The organism is Cupriavidus sp. a3, from assembly GCF_051015765.1.
Classification (GTDB): Bacteria; Pseudomonadota; Gammaproteobacteria; order Burkholderiales; family Burkholderiaceae; genus Cupriavidus; species Cupriavidus oxalaticus_A.
On record NZ_CP170644.1, the window covers coordinates 1,532,665 to 1,554,602 of the forward strand.

The following is a 21,938-nucleotide window of genomic DNA, read 5'->3' on the forward strand; positions in this document are numbered from 1 at the left end:
CGGATGGCTTATAACGGCTTCAACCGGTTTCACGTGACGAAAACCGGACCAGGAGACCGCCGCCGTGACCACCCCGAGCACCTCGCTGCAGAAAGCCTGCCGCCTGCTGCGCGCGCTGACCGATGCCCGCAACAGCCGCCTGACCGATCTGGCGCTGGCCGCCGGCGTCGACAAGGCTTCGGCGCTGCGCCTGCTTGAAACGCTGGCGGCCGAGGGACTGGTTGAGCGCGATCCCGCCACCAAGGCCTTCACGCCGGGGCGCGAATGGCTGGCGCTGCATGCCGCCACGCTGGCGCGCACCGACCTGCGCCCGCTGGTACGCCCCGCGCTGATCCGGCTGGCCAATGCCTTCGAGGACAGCGCCATCCTGTCCGTGCCGAGCGGCTGCGAATCGGTCTGCATCGAATTGCGGCTGGGCACCTTCCCGATCCGCGCCAACTACCTGGACATCGGCAGCCGCCGGCCGCTGGGCATCGGCGCCGGCAGCCTGGCGCTGCTGGCCGCGCTGCCTGATGCCGAGGTCGACGCTGTGCTCGACGGCATCGCCCCGGCCATGCGCCGCTACCCGCGCTTCAGCCGCGACATGCTGCTGGGCCATGTGCAGGCCACGCGCGAGCGCGGCTACGCCGTATTGCTGGACGTCGTGGTCGAGCGCATGGGCGGCATCGCCATCGCCCTGCCCGGCCCCGACGGCTACCCGCTGGGCGCGATCAGCATTGCGGCGCTCAACGATCGCATCACCAGCCGCGAGGCCGCGATGGCGCGAGCACTGCTGCGCGAGGCCGACGCCATCTGCGAGCACTGGCGCTCGCACGCCGCCGTGAAGCCAGATATCAAACCCGACATCCAACGGCCGGCTACCCGGCCACGTACGCGAGAGGAGGCATGACATGCGCTGGAAGCAACGTCCGCAAGGCTCCAACTGGGGCGATTTCGGCCCCGACGACCAGCTCGGCCGCGTCAACCTGATCGGCCCCGAGCAGGTCGTCAAGGGCGCGCGCGAGGTGCGGGCCGGCATCAGCTTCTGCCTGTCGCTGCCGCTGGACTACCCGGGCGGCAACAAGCTCAACCCGCGCCGGCACCCGCCGCAGTTGCGCCCGACATTTCGCGACGACAGCCCCTACCTCAACTTCCCGCTCGCCAAGGTCGATCCCGCCGCCACCGACGTGATCAGCGACGACCAGGTGCTGATGTGCCTGCAGTACAGCACGCAGTGGGATGCGCTGGCGCACGTGGGCGCGCTGTTCGATGCCGACGGCGACGGCCGGCCCGAGCGCGTCTACTACAACGGCTTCCGCGCCAACGAGCATATCGTCGGTCCGGTGGATTACGCCGAAGACGACCACTTCGCCGCCCACCCTTGCGGCCACGACCACAGCGCCGCGCAGGCGCTTGGCATCGAGAACTTCGCGGTCAAGGGCATGCAGGGCCGCGGCGTGCTGGTGGACCTGGCGCACGTGTACGGCCAGGACTTCCGCAACATCGGCTATGACGACCTGATGCGCGCCATGGACGCCGGCAAGGCCGAGGTCGAGCCCGGCGACATGCTGCTGCTGCGCACCGGCTTTGCCGAGGTGGTGCTGTCGATGCAGCGCGAGCCCGACGAAGCCGTGCTGCACCACAGCTGCTGCGCGCTAGACGGCCGCGACGACCGCCTGCTGCAGTGGATCACCGACGCCGGCATCGCCGCGCTGATCGCCGACAACTACGCGGTCGAGCGCTACCCGGCCCGCCCCGCGCCCGATGGCGACCGGCACCACCCGCTGCTGCCGCTGCACCACCACTGCCTGTTCAAGCTGGGCCTGCCGCTGGGCGAGCTGTGGTACCTGCGCGAGCTGGCCGACTGGCTGCGCGCCAATGGCCGCACCCGCTTCCAGCTGACCGCGCCGCCGCTGCGGCTGCCGGGGGCGGTGGGGTCGCCGGTGACGCCGATTGCTACCGTCTAGCCCAAACAAGAACCACAACACGCCAGAGGAGACACCATGAAGCTTCGCCATTCGATCCAGCGCCGGGCCGCCGGCGTCCTGGCCCTGGCCGCGGCGCTTGCCTGCGGCGCCGCGCACGCACAGCCCAAGACTGCGATCTCCGACGACGTGGTCAAGCTCGGCATGCTGCTCGACATGAGCGGCCTGTACGCCGATGTCACCGGCCGCGGCAGCGCCACCGCGGCGCAGATGGCCATCGACGATTTCGGCGGCAAGGTGCTGGGCAGGAAGATCGAGCTGGTGGTGGTCGATCACCAGAACAAGGCCGATATCGCGGCCAACAAGGCGCGCGAGTGGTACGACACCGGCAATGTCGATGCCATCCTCGACGTGGCCGCCTCGGCGCCAGCGCTGGCCGTGCTGGAAGTGGCGAAGCAGAAGAACCGCATCGTGGTGTTCTCGGGGCCGGGCACCGAGCGCATCACCAACGACCTGTGCACGCCGGTGTCGGTGCACTACGCCTACGACACCTATGCGCTTGCCAATACCACCGCGCGCGCCACGGTGCAGCGCGGCGGCAAGACCTGGTTCTTCCTGACCGCCGACTACGCTTTCGGGCATACGCTGCAGGACTCCGCCACCGCGGTGATCAACGAAACCGGGGGCAAGGTGGTGGGCGCCGCGCGCCACCCGATCGGCGCCAGCGACTTTGCCTCGTACCTGCTGCAGGCGCAGGCCAGCAAGGCGCAAGTCGTGGGACTGGCCAATGCGGGCGGCGACACCATCAATGCGATCAAGGCGGCGTCGGAGTTCGGCCTCACGCGCAACGGCGCGCAGCGCATGGCGGGACTGCTGCTCTACATCAACGATATCCACGCCATCGGGCTGAAGACCGCGGGCGGCCTCGTGCTCACCGAAGCCTTCTACTGGGACATGAACGATGCCACGCGCGCGTGGTCGCGCCGCTATTTCGAGAAGCTGAAGAAGATGCCCAACATGAGCCAGGCCGGCGCGTATTCGTCGGTGATGCACTACCTGAAGGCGGTGCAGGCGGCGGGCACCGACGAGACCGCGGCGGTGATGAAGAAGATGAAGTCGCTGCCGATCAACGACTTCTTCGCAAGGAACGGCCGCATTCGCGAGGACGGCCGCATGATCCACGACATGTACCTGTTCGAGGTGAAGACGCCGGCCGAATCCCGGTATCCATGGGACTACTACAAGGTGGTGGCGACAGTACCCGGCGAGCAGGCCTTCATGCCGGCATCGAAGTCGCAATGCCCTCTGCTCAAGCACTGACATGCTCGCCACCTACCTGCGCGGCAGCGGCAACACCCGCTTCGGCCGCATCGAGGGCAGCACGCCGCTGGCGCTGATGGCACAGGCCGCCGATGCCGCGCTGGCCGATGCCGGGCTGGCGCGCGCCGGCATCGACGGCGTGCTGTGCGGCTATGCCACCACGCTGCCGCACCTGATGCTGGCCGACCGCTTCTGCGAATACGCCTCGCTCACGCCCGCCTACGCCCACGGCGTGGCCGCGGGCGGCGCCACCGGCGGCGTGATGGCCATGCTGGCGCATGAGCTGGTGCGCGCCGGCCGCTGCCGCCACGTGCTGGTGGTGACGGGCGAGAACCGCCTCAGCGGCCAGAGCCGTGACCAGTCGATCCAGACGCTGGCGCAGGTGGGCGAGCCGCATGCCGAGGTGCCCAACGGCGCCTCGGTGCCGGCCTACTACGCGCTGCTGGCGTCGCGCTACCTGCATGAGACCGGCATGGGTGCCGATGCGCTGTCCGGCTTTGCCGTGCTGATGCGCGAGCATGCCGCCGGCCATCCGGATGCGCACCTGCGCGAGCCGCTGTCGCTCGCGCAGGCGCGCGCCGCCCGCCCGATCGCCACGCCGCTGCGGCTGTCCGACTGCTGCCCGATTTCCGATGGCGCGGTGGCGGTGATCGTTTCCGCGGAACCCGGCGCGGGCACGCCGGTGCGCATCGCCGGCGCAGGGCAGGCACACCGGCACCAGCACCTGGGCGCCATCGACGACGTGATGCAGACCGGCGCCGCCGAGGCCGCGCAGTGCGCCTTCGCCGAGGCGGGCGGCAGCGTGGACGGCATCGACTGCCTCGCGATCTACGACTCGTTCACCATCACGCTGGTCATGCTGCTGGAAGAACTCGGACTGGCGCCGCGCGGGCAAGCGCACGCGCGCCTGCAAGCCGGCGATTTCAGCCGCGCCGGCGCGCTGCCGCTCAACACGCATGGCGGGCTGCTTGCGTTCGGCCATTCCGGCGCGGCAGGCGGCCTGATGCATCTTGCCGAAGCCGCGCGCCAGCTCGCGGGCCGCGCCGGGGAACGTCAACTGAGCAAGCGCCGCCGCGCGCTGTTCCATGCCGACGGTGGCGTGCTGTCGTCGCATGTCAGCCTGGTGCTGGAGGCCGCGCCATGAGCCATCCCTATACCGACGGACTCGATGCCGGCGTGGTGCGCTACCAGTGTTGCGACGACTGCGGAGCCTGGCAGCCGCTGGAACGGCACGCCTGCCGCGCCTGCGGCAGCCTGCAGTTGCGCTGGCGCGATGCCGGCGGGCTGGCCACGGTGTATGCGGTCACCGAGATCAGCCGCGCCCCGGCCGGGGCCTTCCGCGCGCTGGCGCCCTACACGCTGGTGCTGGCCACGCTGGACGAAGGCCCGCGCGTGATGGGCCATGCCGAGCCCGGCGTGGCGATCGGCGAGCGCGTGCGCGCAGGCTTCCTGCGCTTCGGCGAAGGGACGCTGCTGCGTTTCCTGCGCGAATAGCGCCTTCCGGCGCCAGCCGGCGCGCGTCCGCCTCCATCCCAGCCGGCACCCACAACCGGAGAATCCCCTTGGCACCGAATCGATCCCGGCGGCACGCGCTCGCCCTGCTTTCCTGCCTCGCCTTGTCCGCGGCATTTATGCCGCCAGCGCTGGCGCAGTCCTTCCCCGTCAAGCCGATCCGGCTGGTGGTGCCCTACCCGCCCGGCGGCCCCACCGACATCGTTGCGCGCGTGGTCGGCCAGAAGCTCTCGGACAAGCTCGGCCAGCCGCTGGTAGTGGAGAACCGCCCCGGCGCCGGCGGCAGTATCGGCGCCGAGGCAGCGGCCCGGGCCGCGCCCGACGGCTACACGCTGCTGGTGGCCACCACCGCGCATGCCATCAACATGACGCTGTTCCGCAAGCCCGGCTACGACACGCGCAAGGACTTCGCGCCGGTAAGCCTGCTCACGCGCGGCCCGCTGGTGCTGGTCACCGCGCCCGCCACGCCCGCGGGCAATGTCGCCGATCTGATCGCGCTGGCCAGGAGCAGGCCCGGCCAGGTCACCTTTGCCAGCTCCGGCAATGGCCAGTCCACCCACCTTGCCGCGGAACTGTTCAACAGCATGGCCGGCGTGCGCATGACGCACGTACCGTACAAAGGCAGTGCGCCTGCGCTGACCGACGTGATGGGCGGCCAGGCCACGGTGATGTTCGACACCATGCTGTCGGCCATGCCGTTCGTGCGCGACGGCAAGCTCAAGGCGCTCGCGGTCACGGGCGCGGCGCGCTCGCCGGCCGCGCCGGACACGCCGACCATCGCGCAGTCAGGATTGCCGGGCTACGAGGCCAGCGCCTGGAACGCGCTGCTGGCGCCCGCCGGCACGCCGCCCGCGGCGCTCGCTGCGCTCGGGACGGCGCTGAAATCCGTGCTCGACGATGCGGACGTGCGTGCGCGCTTCGCCACGCAGGGCTTCGCCGCGGAATGGACCTCGCCACCGGCCACCGCGCGGTTCCTCGAACACGAAATCGACAAATGGGCCCGGGTCGTCAAGGCATCCGGCGCCACCATCGACTGATCCCCTACGCATAGCTCACTCATACCCCACGGCCCCTGTCATGACCGCTCCCCTCCAGTCACTGCTCGCTCCCCGCTCCATCGCCGTGATCGGCGCCTCCGACAATATCCACAAGATCGGCGGCCGCCCCATCCACTACATGAAGGCGCACGGCTACGTCGGCACGCTCTACCCGGTCAACCCGCAGCGCGACACCATCCAGGGCCTGCGCGCCTGTCCCACGCTGGACGCGGTGCCCGAAGTCCCCGAACTCGCCATCATCATCGTCGCCGGAGATGCCGCCGTGCAGGCCGTGCGGGACTGCGCGCGGCTGGGCGTGGCGGCGGCCATCGTGATCGCATCGGGCTTCGGCGAGGGCGGTGCCGAAGGCCGGCGCCAGCAGGACGAGATGGTGCGCGCCGCGCGCGCCAGCGGGCTGCGGCTGGTTGGTCCCAACAGCCAGGGGCTGGCCAATTTCGGCAGCGGCGCCATCGCCAGCTTTTCGACCATGTTCATCGAGGTGCCGCCGCAGGATGGCCCGGTCGCCGTGGTCAGCCAGAGCGGCGGCGTGGCGGCGATGGTCTATGGTCTGCTGCGCGGCCAGGGCATCGGCGTGCGCCACGTGCATGCCACCGGCAACCAGGCCGACATCACCGTCGGCGAGCTGGCACTGGCGGTGGCGCACGATCCTGGCGTGCGGCTGGTGCTGCTGTACCTGGAAAGCCTGACCGACCCCGAGATGCTGGCCGAGGCGGCGCGCGTGGCGCGGGCGCGCAACGTGCCGGTGGTGGCGGCCAAGGCCGGCCGCTCGCAGGACGGGCAGCGCGCCGCCGCGTCGCACACCGGCGCCATCGCCAACGAGGACCGCGCGGTCGATGCCTTCCTGCAGCGCCACGGCATCTGGCGCGTCGACGATGCGCATGCGCTGGCACGCTGCGCGCCGATGTACCTGCGCGGCTGGCAAGCCGGGGGAAGGCGGCTGGTGGTCGTCAGCAACTCCGGCGCGAGCTGCGTGATGGCCGCCGATGCAGCGCCGTCGTCCGGCCTGGCGCTGGCGCCGCTGTCCGATGCCACGCAGGCCGCGCTGGCGGAGCGCCTGCCCGGTTTCGCCGCCACCGCCAACCCGGTCGATGTCACCGCCGCACTGCTCACCAACAGCGCGCTGTTCGGCGAGGTGCTGCCGGTGGTGGCGCGCGATCCCGCCGCCGACCTGTTCCTGCTCGATATCCCCGTCTCCGGCATGGGCTACGACGTGCCGCGCTTTGCCCGCGACGCCGCCGCGTTTGCCGACACCGCGGGCAAGCCCATCGCGGTCGCCGTATGGCAAGCGCCGGTGGCCGATGCCTTCCGGCAGGCCAACGTGCCGACCTACGCCTGCGCGGCGCAAGCGCTGGCAGCGTTCTCGCAACTGGTCTCGCACCAGCAGCGGCTGCGGCAGATCGCGGCCGAGGGCGAGCCGCCGCTACCCGCTGCACCTGCCGTGCCGGCGTCACCGGTGAAAGGTACGACGCTGAGCGAAGCCGCCAGCCTGGAGCGTCTCGCCGCGGCAGGCGTGCCGGTGGTCGAGCACTATCTTTGCCACGACATCGACGCCGCCGTGGCCGCGTGGCAGCGCATCGGCGCGCCGGTTGCCGTCAAGGCGAGCTCGCCCCAGGTGCCGCACAAGAGCGAGCACGGGCTGGTCGCCCTGCACTGCAATGATCGGGAGGCAGTAGCGCGTGCGTTCAGCGCCCAGATGCGCACGCTGCAGGCCATGGACGCGCATTGCGAAGGCATCGTCATCGCGCGCATGGTGCGCGGCCAGCGCGAATGCATGATCGGCGCGCACTGGGATCCCGTATTCGGCGCGGTGCTGGTGGTCGGCGACGGCGGCAAGTATGTCGAGACCTTGCGCGACACCGCCGTGCTGCTGGCGCCGTGCAGCGAAGCCGATGTCGCCCGCGCTGTGGACAGCCTGCGCATCGCGCCGCTGCTGCGCGGCGTGCGCAACGAGCCGGCGGCCGACATCGCCGCGCTGTGCCGGCTGGCGGTGCAAGTCGGCCAACTGGTCCACGCGGCCGGCGGCACGATCCGCTCGGTCGATCTCAACCCGGTGATGGCGAGCGCCGACGGCGTGGTGGTGGTCGATGCGCTGATCGAGGTGGCAGGGGTGCCACGTTAGCGCAGCGTGGCGGCACCCCGCGCCCTTCCCGGCGAGGGCTGCAGCGCAATGCCGACGCATCAGTCGACATCTACTTCGGCGCGGAGCCGCGGTTCAGTCCGTCGGTTCGTTGCCGCACGGGATTCCGGGTTGGCCCGACGGGTTCGCTGAACTAGACTGGAGAGCACGTTGCGAGATTCCAGGCACAAGCCTGCGCATACCAATCAACGACAATTTCCGCGACTTCGGGAAGCGCTGTCCATTTACTCGATTGCCCCGAAACTCAAGCGTAAGTGCCAGACATAGTACTAAATGCAGGATGCGAATCGCACTCGCTTTCAGCCGAGGCCCTATTCCGAAAACAATTCAATAAACTCGTTGCGCAGCCACTGATTCGCAGGGTCGCGATGATATCGGGCATGCCAGAACAGGTTGATCTGGATGGCCGGCAGCGCGAACGGATGATCGATATACCTGAGCCCGAAATACTTGGCACACCGTTCCGCAAACGTCCAGGTCACGGTGGCAACCAGGTCGGTGGTGGCAATGATGTCCGCCAGTGCCACGAAATGCGGGACGCGCAGCCGGATGCTGCGCTTTACGCCGCCCTGGGCCAGCAGCTCGTCGACGCGCGCATGCCCCGTTCCCGCCGCCGTGACCACGACATGCTCGGCGGCTTCGAAGTCCCGCATGCTGACCTTCTTCTTGTCCATCGCGTGGCCGGGACGGAACAGGCAGACGTAGCGCTGGCGGAACAGGCGCCGCTGAAAAAATTCCGTACTGAGTTCAGGCAGGTGGCCGACAGCAAGGTCGATCTTGCCCTGGCTCATCTCGGCCGCCAGGTCGACCGCCGTATTGCGCACCGTGGTCACGGTCACGCCCGGCGCCCGTTGCCCGAGCGCACCCATCAGCGGCGGAATGAAGTGCACCTCGCCGATATCCGTCATGGCGATCCGGAATGCGCGCTCGCTGCGCAGAGGATCGAAAGTCATCTTGCGGCTGAGCGTTGCCTGCAGCGATTCCAGCGCATGGCCGACCGGCTCGGCCAGTTCCTGCGCAAGTGGTGTCGGCAGCATTCCCCTGCTGCTTCGTACAAAGAGCTGGTCGCCCAGCAGGGTCCGCAGGCGTGCCAACGCGTTGCTGACTGCCGGCTGGCTCAGGTTCATGGCCCTGGCCGTGCCGGAAACGGTCCCCTGCCGCAACAGCTGATCGAACACGACGAGCAGGTTCAGGTCGACGTCCTTCAGTTCCATCGCGCACCTTTATTGATTCCGTGAATATCAACTATAGCCGGGATTCTATTGGTTTATTGCGGTCGATGTCCGATGATCCTTCCCATACGAAAAGACATAGGCACATACGGAGACAGGCACATACGGAGACGCCCCATGAATCCCGCCCTTCCCTGGCGATAGCCCGCCCCGGGGAATCCCCCCCTGAAGTCACCCCAAGCACACAGACGCCGCACAGGCCCACCGGGCCCGCGCGCGGACTCCGTTCGCTCTATGGAAACCGCCATGGCAACAGCCTCCCATGAAGACCGCCCAGTGTGGGCCGACGACAGCATCAGCCGCATCCCGTTCCGCGTCTATACCGACGCGCAGCTTTACCAGCGCGAGCTCGAACGCTGCTTCTACCAGGGTCACTGGAACTATCTCGGCCTGGAGGCCGAGATCCCGCATCCCGGCGACTTCAAGCGCACCACGCTTGGCGAGCGGTCCGTGATCCTGGTGCGCGACCAGGACGGCGACATCAACGTCATCGAGAACGTATGCGTCCATCGCGGCATGAAGTTCTGCCGCGAGCGCAGCGGGAACCGGAAGGATTTCCACTGCCCCTACCACCAGTGGAACTATGACCTGAAGGGCAACCTGCAAGGGGTGCCATTGCGTCGTGGCGTCAAGCAGGACGGCAAGGTCAACGGGGGCATGCCCGCCGACTTCAGGCCGCAGGAGCACGGGCTCACGCAGCTGAGGGTCGCCACGCGCGGCGGGGTGGTGTTCGCCTCGTTCGACCATGACGTCCCTTCGCTCGAGGACTACCTCGGGCCGGACATCCTCGGCTACTTCGACCGGCTGTTCAATGGCCGCAAGCTGAAGGTCCTCGGCTACAACAAGCAGCGCATTCCGGGCAACTGGAAGCTGATGCAGGAGAACATCAAGGACCCCTACCACCCCGGGCTGCTGCATACGTGGTTTGTCACGTTCGGGCTCTGGCGCGCGGACAACAAGGCCCGCCTGGTGATGGATGCCGAGTTCCGCCATGCCGCGATGGTGTCGACCCGCGGCCAGGGCGGCAAGAGCGACGTGACCTCCGGCGTGTCCAGCTTCAAGGACCAGATGGCCCTGCACGACGACCGCATCCTCGACATCGTCCACGAGCCGTGGTGGGGCGAGCCAACCGCGGTGATGATGACGGTCTTCCCGAGCGTGATCTTCCAGCAGCAGGTCAATTCGGTGTCCACGCGCCATATCCAGCCCAACGGCCCAGACTCCTTCGACTTCGTCTGGACGCACTTCGGCTTCGAGGACGACACCGAGGACATGACGCGGCGCCGGCTGCGCCAGGCCAATCTGTTCGGGCCCGCCGGCTTTGTGTCAGCCGACGACGGCGAAGCCATCGAATGCTCGCAGGAAGGCTTCTCCCAGAAGCCCTGGCATCGCGTGATTGCCGAACTGGGCGGCAAGACCGCCGAGAACACCGAACACATGGTCACCGAGACCCTGATCCGCGGCATGTACGCCTACTGGCGCAAGGTGATGGAGGTCTGAAGCCATGGACTTTACCGACTACTACGCGCTGCTCGCGCTGTACGCCGACTACACCAGCGCCGTGGACAACGGCGAATGGGACCGCTGGCCGGAGTTCTTCACCGACGACTGCCTCTACCGGGTTCAGCCGCGCGAGAACCACGAACGCGGGTTGCCGCTCGCCACGCTGTCGCTCGAGGGCAAGGGGATGCTGAAAGACCGCATCTACGGCATCCGGGAGACGCTGTTCCACGATCCCTACTACCAGCGCCACATCGTCGGGGCGCCCCTGATCCGGGAGGCCGGTGCCGACAGGATCGTGGCCGAGGCCAACTATGCCGTGCTGCGCACCAAGCCGGACCAGATGACCGATGTGTACAACGCCGGCCGCTACCTCGACACCATCGTGCGCACGCCCGAGGGCTGGCGCTTCGCGTCGCGCATCTGCGTGTTCGATAGCGAGATGATCCCCAACTCGCTGATCTACCCCATCTAGCAGGAGCCATTCATGACTGAAACCTGGATCGAGGCAGCGCTGCTGTCCAGCGTCCCGCAGGACGATGTGATCGCCGTGGCCGTGGAGGGCAAGGAGATCGCCCTGTATGGCGTCGACGGCGACGTCTATGCAACCGACAACATTTGCACGCATGGCCATGCGCGCCTGTGCGACGGCTTTCTTGAAGGACACGAGATCGAATGCCCGCTCCACCAGGGCAGGTTCGACATCCGCAACGGCGCGGCGATGTGCGCCCCGCTGACCGAAGGCATCCGCACCTATCCGGTCCGCATCGAAGGCGACAAGGTCTACCTCGACCTCGGCTGAGAAGTGCCGGCCAGCAACCACAAGGGACGCACATGACTTCCGAACGACCACCGGGCGCGACGGCCGTAGCGACGGCCATGGCGCCAGCCGCCACCATCGTCATCGTCGGCGCGGGACAGGCCGGCGGCTGGGCCGCCCAGACGCTGCGCAGCGAAGGTTTCGCCGGCCGGCTCGTGCTTATCGGCGACGAGGCCCATCCACCGTACGAGCGGCCACCGTTATCCAAGGCCGTGCTTGCCGGCGAAGCGGCGCCCGCCAGCACGTGGCTGCACAAGCCGGAGGCGTTCGAGGCGCTCAGGGTGGAGTGGTGGGTGGACACGCGCGTGGCCCGCATAGACCGGGCCGCGAAGTGCCTGGAGATGTCCGATGGAGAGATGCTGTCCTATGACAAGCTGATCCTCTGTACCGGCGGCAAGGCGCGCGCGCTTGCCGTCCCGGGCGCGGATACGACCCCGAGCCATACGTTGCGCACGATTGGCGATGCCTTGTCGCTGGCGCCGGAGCTTCGGCCGGGCCGCAGCATCGTCGTCGTGGGCGGCGGCTGGATCGGGCTGGAAGTCGCCGCCACCGCGCGGCTGAAAGGCGCGGACGTTACCGTGGTCGAAGCGCAAGGACGGCTGTGCGAGCGTACCGTGCCGCCGGAGATCTCCGAACACCTGCACGGGCTGCATGGTGCGCACGGCACCCGCGTCATGCTCGGCGCCCGCATCGCCGGCATCGCGCCAGGCGCCGACGGCCAGGCCGTGGTGACTCTTGCCGATGGCAGCACGCTGACGTGCCACGCCATCGTCGCTGGTGTGGGTCTCGTGCCCAACGATGAGCTGGCGCGTGACGCCGGGCTGGCATGCGATGGCGGCGTGATCGTCGACCAGGGTTGCCGCACTTCCGACCCCGATATTTTCGCCGCGGGAGATGTGGCGGTGACACCGAATCCGTGGGCCGGACGGCGCTTGCGGCTGGAATCCTGGCAGAACGCGCAGGACCAGGGTATCGCCGCGGCGCGAGCGGCGCTCGGCCTCCCGGTCGACTATGCGCCCCTGCCGTGGTTCTGGTCGGACCAGTATGGGATGAACCTGCAGATCTACGGCATTCCCTTGCCGTCGCATCGCATGGTGGCACGGGGCACGCCTGGCGAGGACAGCTTCCTGCTGTGCTATCTCGACGGCGATGTCGTCCAGGCCGCGGCCGGTGCCAACGCGGCGCGCGACCTGCGCATCGCACGCCGCCTGATCGAGCAGCGCACGCAAGTCGATCCCACCCGCCTCGCCGACCCGAACGTTCCGATGGCAAAGCAGTAATCCACTAGATAAAAAAATACCGGAGACAAGCCCCCATGTCGCAAATCGACGTCCACAAGCTGGCCGACGAGGCCTCCTTCAATCGCTTCCATGCGCGCGTGCTGTTCTGGTGCGCGATCATCATCATCTTCGACGGATATGACCTGGCAGTCGTCGGCATCGCACTGCCGTCGATCATGAAGGACCTCGGCGTGGCACCGGCGCAGGCCGGTCTCATGGTCAGCTCCGCCCTGTTCGGCATGGTATTCGGCGCGATCTTCCTCGGCACCCTGGCCGACAGGATCGGCCGGCGCTGGGCCATCGCGATCTGCGTCATCCTGTTCAGCGTGTTCACCGCCGCGGCTGGCATGGTCAAGGATCCGCTGCTCTTCGGCATTGCGCGCTTCCTCGCCGGGCTGGGCATCGGCGGCGTCATGCCCAATGTCGTCGCGCAGATGACAGAGTACGCACCGAAGCGGATGCGGGCGACGCTGGTCACCCTGATGTTCAGCGGCTATGCCGTCGGCGGGATGCTCGCCGCCATCCTCGGCAAGGGCCTGATCGAAACGTATGGCTGGCAATCGGTCTTCCTAGCCGCCGGCCTTCCCGTTCTGCTTGTTCCCGCCATTCTCAGGTCGCTGCCGGAATCGATGCCCTTCCTGCTGGCAAGGGGCGACGACGAGGCATTGCGCCGCATCGTTGCCAGACTCGCACCAGGCCGCCGCTGGTCCGCAACCGACCGGTTCTCCGTGCCTGCCCAGGACAAGGCCGACAGCGCGCCGATCCGGCACCTGTTCCACGACGGCCGCGGCTTCAGCACCCTCATGTTCTGGATCGCGTTCTTCATGTGCCTGTTCATGGTGTACGCCCTGAGTTCATGGCTGACCAGGCTGATGGCAAGCGCGGGTTACAGCCTGGGCTCCGCGTTGACGTTCGTGCTGGTCCTCAACATCGGCGCCATGATCGGTGCCGTCGGCGGCGGATGGCTGGCCGATCGCTATCACATCAAGTACGTGCTTGCCGCGATGTATGCGCTGGCCGCGGTCTCGATCACGCTGCTCGGGTTCAGGCTGCCCGCGGAACTGCAGTATCTCGTGGTGGGCCTTGCCGGCGCTTCTACGATCGGCACGCAGATCGTAGCGAACGCCTACACCGGGCAGTTCTACCCGAGCGCGATCCGTTCCACCGGACTCGGCTGGGCGCTGGGTGTCGGCCGCTGTGGGGCCATCCTGGCGCCAATCGTCATTGGCGTACTCGTCGCCATGAACCTGCCGCTGCAGCAGAACTTCATTGCGATTGCGATTCCCGCCGTGATTGGCATGGTGGCGGTCCTGCTGATCGATCACAGGCGGTCGGCATCGGCAGACAAGTCAGCCGCCCGCGCCTGCCTCGTCCCTCCAGTCGCCACCCAGCGCCAGCAATAGCGCAATGCGCTGGTCGAGATGATCGGCCCGCACGTTGACTAGATCCATCTCGGCGGCCACGAGTGCCTGCCGCTGTTTTAGCAGGCTGCGCGTATCCGTGGCGCCGATGGCTGCGCGCGCCTCCGTTCGCCGCACCAGTTCACGGCTTTCATCCACCCGCTCCCGCAGTTGCCTGGTGCGCCCGGCATAGCCGGATTCGGCCCGCAGTCCTGCCTCGGCCTCGCCCAGTGCCTGCAGCGCGGTGTTGCCATAGGCGATCAGGGCGGCCTTCTCTTCGGCGCTGTAGTAGTCCGCCCTGGCCTTGAGCTCGCCGCCCGTGAAGAGCGGCGCAAAGAAGGAACCATTGAGCCCCTTGATCGGGGTGCCGGCCTGGTTGAGCAGGAACACGTCGCTGCGGATGCCGGTGATGGCTGCGCTGATGGAGACCCGCGGCAGGCGTGCCGCTTGCGCAGACTGCCGCATATCGAAGGCCGCCGCGACGCGGTGCGCCGACGCGGTCAGGTCAGGCCGACGCCCGAGCAGGTTCGCCGGCAAGCCCGCGGCCGGGGCCGGTGGCATGGCGGGCAGTTCCGGCGCCGTCGCGATTTCTCCGGCGGGATAGCGGCCCAGCAGCAGCTCCAGCGCCTGCGCGGCCTGGCCTCGGGCCAGTTCGGCCTTTCCGATTGCGTCGCGTTGCGCGCGGAGTGCATTGCGCGCATCCAGCAGCTCGGTGTCCGGCGCTACCCCGATCTCGACACGCTGGCCGGTAATCCGCACCAGCTCTTCCTGGATGGCGGCGGACTGCCGCAGCCGGTCCTCCAGCTGCGCGTTCCGGATCAGCGTGAACCATGCCCTGGCAGTGGTCGCTGCCACCACGCGCTGGGCCCAGAGATAGTCGTCCCTGGTGGCCGCGTACTGCGATTCCGCCGCGCGCGACTGGGCGCGGATGCGTCCCCAGAGGTCGATTTCCCAGCTTGCGCCGATCGACAGGATCTGCGTTTCCGAATTGCCTGCCCTGCCCTTCACGCCCGCGTCCGGCAGCAGGCCGCTGCGCTGGATGGCGACCAGCGCCTGCGCCTGCTGCACGCGCACCACGGCCAGCCGGAGATCGCCGTTGTGCGCAATGGCCTCGTGCACCAGCCGTTGCAGTCCGGCATCGTCGAAGGTGGCAAGCCAGCCGTTGGCGGCGTCACCGGCTGTGGCCGCGTTCGCCCACGTGGCGTGTCCTTCGAGCGCGGGCACGGCCTGGCGCCGAAGGTCCGCGCCCTCGGGCGGTGCCTGCAGGGCGCAGCCGCAAAGCATGGCGAGCGGAAACGCCAGCAGCAAGGTCTTCATTGGTTGAAACGACGACACGGACTTCCCTTTACCAAATTTCTATCGAATCTCTGTCGAACCTCGGATCCAGTGAACCTAGTGAAGCTTGAACACCAGGTAGTTCAGCTTGGAACTGACGCGCAGGAAGACCATGCGGATGATGTGAAACACTTCCATATGCTTCGTATAGATCGCGCCCGCCCCGACTGCCCCGACCGGAAGCATCCGCCCGCGGGATTCGTCGCGCAGGTCGAACTTGACCGCGAAGCGGTTCGGCACCGCATCGGTGGCGCCGGTGTTGGGAATCATGCCGCCCTGAGCAATCTGGCCCTGCGATTGCGCCCACACGACCGAGTTGACTTTCGCCTTGATGATCTCGCCCGGATGTGTCGGCAGATAGAGCTCGGCGAGGTCGCCCGCCTTGACGTTGTAAAGCTCGTTCTGCCGGTAAAAGGCAATGACTTCCTGCTGATCCTCGACAAAGCTGAACGCGGGCGAGAACGGGAACGGCACGAGCATGGTGCCCACCCGTACCTGCAGGTTCACGACGGTGCCATCGGAGGGCGCCCGGTAGACGGTCTGCTCAAGTTCCCAGCGGGCGTTCTCCAGCATGACCTCGGTTTCCGCCCGCTTCGCGCGCGCCGTGGCAATGGCGGCAAATTCGCCCTGGCTCCTGGCCGACAACTTCTGCCGGGCCTCGTCCTCGGCGGCCTGCGCGCTGACCAGTTCGCCTTCCAGTTCACGCTGGCGGGCCAGCGCGTCTTCCCGGTCGAACTTTGAACCGGCGCCTGCCGCGAGCAGCGCCTCATGCTCCTTGACGCGCTGGCGGGCAAGCGACAGCCTGGCCTGCACGGTGCCGACCCGGCCGGCCGCGCCGCGAACCGATTCGCCGAGCTGGCGCGCCGAGGCCTCGGCTTCCGCCAGCGCGGCATCGTCGGCCCGCAGCCTGCCTTCGAGTTGCCTGACCGCGGCCTGATAGGGAGTCGGATCGATCCGCAGCAGGACATCGCCCTTGCTGTAGCGCCGGTTGCCTTCGGCCGGCAGCTCGACGATGCGGCCGCGAACCTGCGGCACAACCTGCAGGACCTTGCCGACCACGCGTACGTCATGGGTGGACGGCGCCACCACATTGAGCGTCAGGATCAGCAGCAGCAGCGCAACCACGGGAATCGTGAATACGATGACCATCGACGTCGTGTTCCACGGCAGCCACTTGAACTTGAAGAAGATCAGCCAGACGGCCAGCGCGTAGACACCAAGCAGCAGTGCATCCATTCAGATCCGCTCCTGTCCGGCGCGCATGCTGCTGGCGATTTCCATCGTCGCGGCTGGCTGCCGGGTGCCATGGTCGGGCGCGTCATCGTCCTCCGGGGCCTTGTCGGTGCCGTACGCGGCGCGGTAGAACACGGGCTTCGTGTGGGCCCAGAGCCAGGCCAGGGGCCACAGCAAGCCGCCGAAGAAAAGCGACAGCAGGCATAGCGAGTGGATGGCTTCCTTTTGCGGATGGCGCTTGCGCTGCGCGATCTTCTCGGGCCAGATATGGAGCATCCAGAACAGGTAGCCCCCTGCCACCGGCACGAAGATCAGGACCACCCAGGAAATGGCGTTGGCCGCGGTCTCAAGGGCCTTGCCGCTCAGTAGGGATGCGAAGGCAGGTTCGCTCGATGCCAGCAGGCCGATGCCCGCCAGCAGATAGGGGCGCAGTTTCATCGAATTGTCTTGAGATGGAGCGTTGGCGCTCGGTTACACAATGCACTGTCCGGTCAGGAGCCGGTGGGGTCGCTGCGCGAGCCGCCCCGGTAGGCGTCCGCGCGCGCGCGTCCTGCGGACCGGCGGGATACTGCCTTGTCCTCGCGTTCGTCCGCTGCCGCACCCTCGACGTACAGAAGGTTGTATTTACTGTTGGCAGTATCGCTGGCAGCGCGGCAGCCGGCGGGCTTCGCGGCAAGTCCGGCTCCGGCGCACGCATCCGGCTGATCTCGCGTCGTTTGCGATTCCAGTCCCCGTGAGTGCTGCGCATAAGCCTGGCCAGCGCCCGCGATCAGCAGCGCAGCGCCAAGGGCCCGGACGGCCGAGCGATGGTTGTTTGTCATGTCTGCAGGTTCCTTCGAATGGATTCGGATGTCGTCGACGTGCGTTGGCACTGCCGCCACATCCCGATGGAGCGCACACGTTATGGCAATGCGTCAGTCGCGGCTATCAAAGAACTTAGAAAGTGCGGGAACGCGGCACCGATCCGCTCCCGGTACGGCGGCGCTTTTCGAATTCCATTGATAGCCCTGACGGCGTGAGCGGCCTAACCTGTCCGCCGTCGTATATCGCTCGGGTGTAGTCCAGACTTGCCCGGCCTGCAGAACCCTATGAATGTTGTTTTTCCGATCCCCGCGAGCCTGGCTGCCGTTGCCGCCGCAAGCGCCCTGTCCGGGTGTGCAATCCCGACCGCCGAATTCATCAGCCCATTCCAGGAACCGTGGCCATGGACGAAGATCGTCGCTGTCAATCGCACCGATCACGACGTGCTGGCGGTGCGCGCGGGCAATTGCGAAACCGGGAGCGCGTTGCGGCAATCGCAATCCACTCCGGCATACTGCTTCCTCGGCACCAGGCCCGAGGGGCCAATCCCGATCACCTGGAGCGATGCAAGCGTCGGCGGGGAACACGCCGCCATGGTGCCGCCGCCGCCGCTATGGCACGAAGACCCCCGCCCCGAAGACATGACGGGCGGCTACCTGTGCGTGTTGCTGGGCAATGACGCGCGAGCGAGCCTGACCGTCGTCGCCACCGCGGAAGCCTGCGCTGTGCTATAGCGTTTCGCGGCGGCAGGGCGTCAAGAGGCCACGGACAGGCGCCCGCACAACTGCCTGAGACTCCGCGCGATATACGCTGACTGCGTTTCGATCTCGTCGTCCCAGCCATCCGCATCCGCGGCGTACTCGCGCAGGTCTTCGCACAGCTCGGCCAGTTCCGACGGCCCGACGACCGCGAGGCTGCCCGCGATGCGGTGCAGCAACCGCGCCAGCCAGGTCACGTCCCGTCCGGACCGGATCGCGTCGTATTCATCGAGATCCGCCCCGGCCTGGGCAAGGAAGGCTTCGGCATACGCGGCAGGGATCCGCGGCAGTTCGGGGAGATCATCGTCACCGCACGATGCGACTGACTGCTCATCCTCATGGCCCATGCCATCGTCGCTGCGTGCTAGTACCGACGCCAGTTCGGCGAGAGATACCGGCTTGGTCAGATAGCCCGTGAATCCCCTCGCCCGTCCCTCGGCGACGTCCTCGGGCCGCGCGCTGGCGCTCACGGCATAGACGGGGATGTCGATGCCGGCGTGCCTCATTTCCCGGAGCAGGTCGAAGCCGTTCATGACGGGCATGTCGATATCGGTCAGCACCGCGTTCACGCGCTGCTCCGCCAGCGCCGCCATGGCCTCGCTGCCATTGCCCGCGACGATGACGCCCGCGCCCAGCGCCCGCAGCTGGTCGCGCAGCAGGTTCCGGTTCAGCAAGTTGTCTTCCGCGATCAGCACGGCATGGCCCGCAAGCGGCGATGCGGGCCGCCCGGCAGGGCCTGCCTCGCTCCGCTTTGGCGGCTGTGCCCCGGTGATGACCGCCAGCGCTGCCGCATGGATGCCGGCAAGGCTGTAGCTGGAAACCTCGCGACCGCCATCCGGCCGGATAGTCGCGACCAGCGGCCCCAGCTGCTTCAGCCAGACCACCGAGGCCGGCTTTGGCCACCAGGCCAGGACGCGCGCAGGATCAAATGCCTCGGTCACCAGCAGGCAGTCATGGCCGTCCCCATCCACGGGCTCGTCCAGGTCTGAGCGCGCCGAAGGCGGGCACGCGCCCCAGTCGAAATGGTTCAGCACTCCCTCGATGCACTCGGGATCGCGGGACAGCACCACCGTCCGGTTCCGCGGCAAGCGCGGGCGCACCGGCGGCGGCGCGTCGGAAACGCCCAGCGGCAGACGAACCGTGACGCGCGTTCCCACGTCCAGGGTGCTGTCCAGCATGATGCTGCCGCCCATCCGTTCCACCAGCCGCATGCAGATCGACAGGCCAAGGCCGGTGCCACCCGCCTGGGCGATCCGCTTGTCGGCGACCTGCGAGAACGGCTGGAAGAGCCGGTCCCGGTACGCATCCGGTATGCCGATGCCGGTATCGGCAATGACGATCTCCAGGTTCCCTTCCAGCCATCGCGCGCGCAGCACGATCTTGCCCGCCGGCGTGAACTTGAACGCATTGCCAAGCAGGTTGTTGACGATCTGGGTCAGGCGCGCCGGATCAAGCTCGAGCTGCGAGGGAATATTGCTGCCGTACACCGCGTGGAAGCTCAGGCTGCGCTGCGCGGCAAGCGGCGCATGGGCGATCGCGATGCGGCCGAGCAGCTCCGTGACGGATACGGGCTGCACCTCGATGCGCAATGCGCCCACATCGATCCTGGAGAAGTCGAGCACTTCATCGACGATCTGCAGCAGCCCTCCGGCCGACACCTGCATCGCATCCACCCTCCTCCGCTGCTCCGGATCCAGCGGCCCCATCGCCACGAGCTCCATGTTCCCCAGCAGCGAGGCAAGCGGCGTGCGTATCTCGTGGCTCATCGACGCGAAGAACGCCACCCGGGCCCTGGCGGCCGCTTCGGTCGCGAGCCGGGCTTCGTGCAGCAGCCGCTGCGCACGCGCCGCTTCCGCATAGGTGCCGGTCAGGAAGCGATAGTTCCAGTAGCGGTACATCGCGAACAGCAAAGCAAGCAGCACCGCGGTGATGGCGCCGATGACAACCAGGTCCTCCATCATCGCCCGCCCCTGATGGCCGATCGGCAGCGCGAAAATCAGGTGCCCGAAATCCGCCACGAGTGGCGGGCGGCGCAGTGCCCAGCCATAGTCCGGGACCCAATGGAACATCCCGTCCTGCCGCGCTTCCAGCCTGGCATCCAGGCGTTGCGCGTTGGACCGTGCGCCGGCCGCGAGCAGCGGCGTGCCGAGCCTGTCGAACACGATCGGTTCGGGGATCGACAGATTTGGCCCGGCAGGCCGCAGCAGATCGTATAGCGGGATGCGCGTCAGCACCACCGCGTAGAGCGTGTCGCCCTTTGCCACCAGCGATGCGCCAACCATCTCCGGACCGGCGCCTGCGGCGCTGCCCGGGACGCCGAGCCATTCGACGCGTTTCTCCCTCGCGGCCTGCAGGACGTCGATATCGCGACTCCGGAAGCGCTCCAGGATCATGCTGGTGATGAGCGTCGGCGGCATTGGCGGCGGCAGCGGCCGCGCCCCCGATCCCGACGCATCGGGCGATTCATAGCGATACGTCGCACCGCTGGCGATCGAGATCATTTCGATCGACGGCCGCTGGCTGGCGGCAATCAGCGTGCGGACCGACTGGTCGCAACTCTGGTGCAGAACGTCGTCGGCGGGCGCGGACGGAAACACCTGCGTGCAGAGGCCGCCCCTACGGTCCGGTGAGAGCGGAAGCGTGCCATTGGCACGCAACTCCAGGAGCAGGTTGCTGGCGGCCAGGGTGCTCCGGCGTTCGAGGACGGCATCGACGACACCCTGCTCATACAGGCGGGCCACCTGCTCCTGGGCGCGCAGCGAGCCATTGAGCCGGACCCACGCGCCCGTGGCGGCGATCGCGACGGCGACCAGCCCCAGCAACGCAATCACCATCGAGAAAACCCGGCGTTCCCGCTTCAGGTTCCGTTCAACGGTGCGCAGGTCGGGCGACGGCTCGAACGTGCCCGCCATCAGGTCAGGCCGTTGTCGCGCGCGTACGCGACAAGATCCGCGTTGCTGGTGATGTTCAGCTTGCGCATGGCCGAGCGCTTCTGTGTCGCCACGGTTGCCAGCGTGCGGCGCAGGTATCCGGCGATTTCGGTGACGGTGCTGCCCGCGGCGAACATCCGCACGACTTCGATCTCTTTCGGAGACAGCGCGCTCGCGCTTGCGCCGGCCAGCGCGCCGGCGCTCGACATCCTGGCCGATACTCCCGGCGACAGGCGCAGGCCCTGACCGGAGACCGCATCCATGCAGATCTGCCGCAGGATGCGTGGATCCTCGTTCTTCCCCACGATGCCGGCGATACCTGTCTCCTGGATACGCGTGAGCAGGCCGCCGTTGGTCAGCATCGTGAAGACGACGATCGGCGTACAGGGGCTGGCCTGCCTGAGTCGCTGGAGCAGGCGAAGGCCGTCATCGCTCTCTTCGGAATGTCCCATTGTGAAATCCGTAACAATGAGATCCGGCCGGTGCGCCTCCAGCGCAGCGAAAAGCTCCCGTCCGGAAGAACACATTGCGGATACGTGGACATTCGGGATCTCGCTCAGGGTGGTCTTGACGGCGAGTTGAATCACCGGGTGATCGTCCGCGATCACGGCGGAGAGGGTACGTGGTGGCATGCGAGACCGGGCTGCATAGGGCTCGCGATTGTACCAACCGGCCCTCACGTCCGTTTTGCAGATCGGGACAGTTGCTTGGCTGATCG

20 protein-coding genes are annotated in these 21,938 nt (G+C 67.7%); 13 read left to right on the plus strand and 7 right to left on the minus strand.

Annotated elements, in window-relative coordinates; all coding sequences use genetic code 11:
* Positions 1 to 64 precede the first annotated feature (64 nt).
* From ACAD63_RS28745 to ACAD63_RS28775, 7 genes are all read left to right on the plus strand, one after another.
* The gene (locus ACAD63_RS28745) at positions 65 to 889 is read left to right on the plus strand and encodes an IclR family transcriptional regulator (RefSeq protein WP_135703840.1); all 825 of its coding nucleotides are present in this window, start codon (positions 65 to 67) and stop codon (positions 887 to 889) included.
* Between the two features lies 1 nt (position 890).
* Positions 891 to 1,946 (plus strand): cyclase family protein, encoded by a 1,056-nt coding sequence (locus ACAD63_RS28750; RefSeq protein WP_434034143.1) that lies wholly within the window; start codon positions 891 to 893, stop codon positions 1,944 to 1,946.
* Positions 1,947 to 1,982: 36 nt separating this feature from the next.
* Positions 1,983 to 3,224, plus strand: a complete 1,242-nt coding sequence (locus tag ACAD63_RS28755) for an ABC transporter substrate-binding protein (protein ID WP_434034144.1) — start codon at positions 1,983 to 1,985, stop codon at positions 3,222 to 3,224.
* Position 3,225: 1 nt separating this feature from the next.
* Entirely contained in the window at positions 3,226 to 4,368 is a 1,143-nt protein-coding gene (locus ACAD63_RS28760; protein WP_195431620.1) for a thiolase family protein, read from the plus strand.
* The gene (locus ACAD63_RS28765; protein ID WP_135703837.1) at positions 4,365 to 4,718 is read left to right on the plus strand and encodes a Zn-ribbon domain-containing OB-fold protein; all 354 of its coding nucleotides are present in this window, start codon (positions 4,365 to 4,367) and stop codon (positions 4,716 to 4,718) included. The genes ACAD63_RS28760 and ACAD63_RS28765 overlap by 4 nt, the downstream gene beginning before the upstream one ends.
* A gap of 68 nt (positions 4,719 to 4,786) precedes the next feature.
* Positions 4,787 to 5,773 carry a tripartite tricarboxylate transporter substrate binding protein gene (locus tag ACAD63_RS28770; protein ID WP_195431618.1) on the plus strand — a complete coding sequence of 329 codons (987 nt, stop codon included), beginning with the start codon at positions 4,787 to 4,789 and terminating at the stop codon, positions 5,771 to 5,773.
* Between the two features lie 40 nt (positions 5,774 to 5,813).
* Positions 5,814 to 7,913 (plus strand): acetate--CoA ligase family protein, encoded by a 2,100-nt coding sequence (locus ACAD63_RS28775; protein WP_135703836.1) that lies wholly within the window; start codon positions 5,814 to 5,816, stop codon positions 7,911 to 7,913.
* Positions 7,914 to 8,242: 329 nt separating this feature from the next.
* On the opposite strand, the gene ACAD63_RS28780 is transcribed toward ACAD63_RS28775, so the two are convergent.
* Positions 8,243 to 9,145 (minus strand): LysR family transcriptional regulator, encoded by a 903-nt coding sequence (locus tag ACAD63_RS28780; RefSeq protein WP_434034145.1) that lies wholly within the window; start codon positions 9,143 to 9,145, stop codon positions 8,243 to 8,245.
* Between the two features lie 264 nt (positions 9,146 to 9,409).
* On the opposite strand from ACAD63_RS28780, the gene ACAD63_RS28785 reads away from it, so the two are divergent.
* Genes ACAD63_RS28785 through ACAD63_RS28805 form a run of 5 tightly spaced genes read left to right on the plus strand, consistent with a single transcriptional unit; the run spans position 9,410 to position 14,166 of the window.
* Entirely contained in the window at positions 9,410 to 10,663 is a 1,254-nt protein-coding gene (locus ACAD63_RS28785; RefSeq protein ID WP_434034146.1) for an aromatic ring-hydroxylating dioxygenase subunit alpha, read from the plus strand.
* A 4-nt stretch (positions 10,664 to 10,667) separates the two neighbouring features.
* Positions 10,668 to 11,138 carry an aromatic-ring-hydroxylating dioxygenase subunit beta gene (locus ACAD63_RS28790; protein WP_133095150.1) on the plus strand — a complete coding sequence of 157 codons (471 nt, stop codon included), beginning with the start codon at positions 10,668 to 10,670 and terminating at the stop codon, positions 11,136 to 11,138.
* Positions 11,139 to 11,150: 12 nt separating this feature from the next.
* A complete protein-coding gene (locus ACAD63_RS28795; RefSeq protein WP_133095151.1) occupies positions 11,151 to 11,465 on the plus strand; it encodes a non-heme iron oxygenase ferredoxin subunit in 315 nt (104 codons plus the stop codon).
* Positions 11,466 to 11,497: 32 nt separating this feature from the next.
* The gene (locus tag ACAD63_RS28800) at positions 11,498 to 12,763 is read left to right on the plus strand and encodes an NAD(P)/FAD-dependent oxidoreductase (protein ID WP_135703833.1); all 1,266 of its coding nucleotides are present in this window, start codon (positions 11,498 to 11,500) and stop codon (positions 12,761 to 12,763) included.
* 35 nt (positions 12,764 to 12,798) lie between these two features.
* Complete coding sequence (locus ACAD63_RS28805) at positions 12,799 to 14,166, plus strand: MFS transporter (protein ID WP_135703832.1); 1,368 nt, start codon at positions 12,799 to 12,801, stop codon at positions 14,164 to 14,166.
* On the opposite strand, the gene ACAD63_RS28810 is transcribed toward ACAD63_RS28805, so the two are convergent.
* The 4 genes from ACAD63_RS28810 to ACAD63_RS28825 all read right to left on the minus strand — a co-directional run bounded on the left by ACAD63_RS28810 (position 14,113) and on the right by ACAD63_RS28825 (position 17,552).
* Complete coding sequence (locus ACAD63_RS28810) at positions 14,113 to 15,480, minus strand: TolC family protein (RefSeq protein WP_218959731.1); 1,368 nt, start codon at positions 15,478 to 15,480, stop codon at positions 14,113 to 14,115. The genes ACAD63_RS28805 and ACAD63_RS28810 overlap by 54 nt on opposite strands.
* Positions 15,481 to 15,555: 75 nt before the next feature.
* Entirely contained in the window at positions 15,556 to 16,734 is a 1,179-nt protein-coding gene (locus ACAD63_RS28815) for an HlyD family secretion protein (protein WP_135703830.1), read from the minus strand.
* Positions 16,735 to 17,169 carry a DUF3302 domain-containing protein gene (locus ACAD63_RS28820; protein ID WP_434034147.1) on the minus strand — a complete coding sequence of 145 codons (435 nt, stop codon included), beginning with the start codon at positions 17,167 to 17,169 and terminating at the stop codon, positions 16,735 to 16,737.
* A 53-nt stretch (positions 17,170 to 17,222) separates the two neighbouring features.
* Positions 17,223 to 17,552 carry a hypothetical protein gene (locus tag ACAD63_RS28825; RefSeq protein WP_135703828.1) on the minus strand — a complete coding sequence of 110 codons (330 nt, stop codon included), beginning with the start codon at positions 17,550 to 17,552 and terminating at the stop codon, positions 17,223 to 17,225.
* A 246-nt stretch (positions 17,553 to 17,798) separates the two neighbouring features.
* Between ACAD63_RS28825 and ACAD63_RS28830 the strand changes: the two genes are divergently transcribed.
* Entirely contained in the window at positions 17,799 to 18,266 is a 468-nt protein-coding gene (locus ACAD63_RS28830) for a hypothetical protein (RefSeq protein WP_434034148.1), read from the plus strand.
* Between the two features lie 20 nt (positions 18,267 to 18,286).
* Here the strand turns inward: ACAD63_RS28830 and ACAD63_RS28835 are convergent, their stop codons facing one another.
* Together ACAD63_RS28835 and ACAD63_RS28840 are read right to left on the minus strand one after the other, a co-directional pair.
* Positions 18,287 to 21,202, minus strand: coding sequence for an ATP-binding protein (locus tag ACAD63_RS28835; RefSeq protein ID WP_434034149.1), 2,916 nt, complete (start codon positions 21,200 to 21,202; stop codon positions 18,287 to 18,289).
* Entirely contained in the window at positions 21,202 to 21,852 is a 651-nt protein-coding gene (locus tag ACAD63_RS28840) for a response regulator transcription factor (RefSeq protein ID WP_133095159.1), read from the minus strand. The genes ACAD63_RS28835 and ACAD63_RS28840 overlap by 1 nt, the downstream gene beginning before the upstream one ends.
* Between the last annotated feature and the right edge of the window lie 86 nt (positions 21,853 to 21,938).

Coding starts and splice junctions, on each gene's coding strand:
- ACAD63_RS28750 (WP_434034143.1), top strand. CDS start 891: ATGCGCTGGAAGCAACGTCCGCAAGGCTCCAACTGGGGCGATTTCGGC.
- ACAD63_RS28755 (WP_434034144.1), top strand. CDS start 1,983: ATGAAGCTTCGCCATTCGATCCAGCGCCGGGCCGCCGGCGTCCTGGCC.
- ACAD63_RS28760 (WP_195431620.1), top strand. CDS start 3,226: ATGCTCGCCACCTACCTGCGCGGCAGCGGCAACACCCGCTTCGGCCGC.
- ACAD63_RS28765 (WP_135703837.1), top strand. CDS start 4,365: ATGAGCCATCCCTATACCGACGGACTCGATGCCGGCGTGGTGCGCTAC.
- ACAD63_RS28775 (WP_135703836.1), top strand. CDS start 5,814: ATGACCGCTCCCCTCCAGTCACTGCTCGCTCCCCGCTCCATCGCCGTG.
- ACAD63_RS28780 (WP_434034145.1), bottom strand. CDS start 9,145: ATGGAACTGAAGGACGTCGACCTGAACCTGCTCGTCGTGTTCGATCAG.
- ACAD63_RS28785 (WP_434034146.1), top strand. CDS start 9,410: ATGGCAACAGCCTCCCATGAAGACCGCCCAGTGTGGGCCGACGACAGC.
- ACAD63_RS28790 (WP_133095150.1), top strand. CDS start 10,668: ATGGACTTTACCGACTACTACGCGCTGCTCGCGCTGTACGCCGACTAC.
- ACAD63_RS28795 (WP_133095151.1), top strand. CDS start 11,151: ATGACTGAAACCTGGATCGAGGCAGCGCTGCTGTCCAGCGTCCCGCAG.
- ACAD63_RS28800 (WP_135703833.1), top strand. CDS start 11,498: ATGACTTCCGAACGACCACCGGGCGCGACGGCCGTAGCGACGGCCATG.
- ACAD63_RS28805 (WP_135703832.1), top strand. CDS start 12,799: ATGTCGCAAATCGACGTCCACAAGCTGGCCGACGAGGCCTCCTTCAAT.
- ACAD63_RS28810 (WP_218959731.1), bottom strand. CDS start 15,480: ATGAAGACCTTGCTGCTGGCGTTTCCGCTCGCCATGCTTTGCGGCTGC.
- ACAD63_RS28815 (WP_135703830.1), bottom strand. CDS start 16,734: ATGGATGCACTGCTGCTTGGTGTCTACGCGCTGGCCGTCTGGCTGATC.
- ACAD63_RS28820 (WP_434034147.1), bottom strand. CDS start 17,169: ATGAAACTGCGCCCCTATCTGCTGGCGGGCATCGGCCTGCTGGCATCG.
- ACAD63_RS28825 (WP_135703828.1), bottom strand. CDS start 17,552: ATGACAAACAACCATCGCTCGGCCGTCCGGGCCCTTGGCGCTGCGCTG.
- ACAD63_RS28835 (WP_434034149.1), bottom strand. CDS start 21,202: ATGGCGGGCACGTTCGAGCCGTCGCCCGACCTGCGCACCGTTGAACGG.
- ACAD63_RS28840 (WP_133095159.1), bottom strand. CDS start 21,852: ATGCCACCACGTACCCTCTCCGCCGTGATCGCGGACGATCACCCGGTG.